The sequence below is a fragment of the Vibrio sp. 10N.222.52.B7 genome (assembly GCF_041474275.1).
Classification (GTDB): domain Bacteria; phylum Pseudomonadota; class Gammaproteobacteria; order Enterobacterales; family Vibrionaceae; genus Vibrio; species Vibrio crassostreae_C.
The window spans coordinates 1-235 of record NZ_JBFRTU010000586.1 but is presented as its reverse complement, the minus strand read 5'-3'; the positions used below and the strand labels follow the sequence as shown (position 1 = coordinate 235).

The following is a 235-nucleotide window of genomic DNA, read 5'->3' as shown; positions in this document are numbered from 1 at the left end:
CATCAACGCCTCATAGCGAAGCTGCCAACGTGCAAATGGATTACCATGGCGTGATTAATATCGATAAATGTCAGTATAAAGGGGAAGTCACTGGCAGCGAGGGCCATTGGTATAGTTACCTGTTTTACCCAAATGACACCTTGATTCAGGGCGCGATGAATGAGCTCAAGTCAAATACGATTGAGCTAGGTGCAGATACCGTGATATTTACACTTCCCCAAGACTTTTCCACTTC

General features: G+C 45.1%; 1 protein-coding gene. It reads left to right on the top strand.

The annotated features are described in order from the left end of the window. The coding region (locus AB4512_RS24320; RefSeq protein WP_372176060.1) for a DUF4156 domain-containing protein at nt 1–235 on the top strand (235 nt) is incomplete at both ends.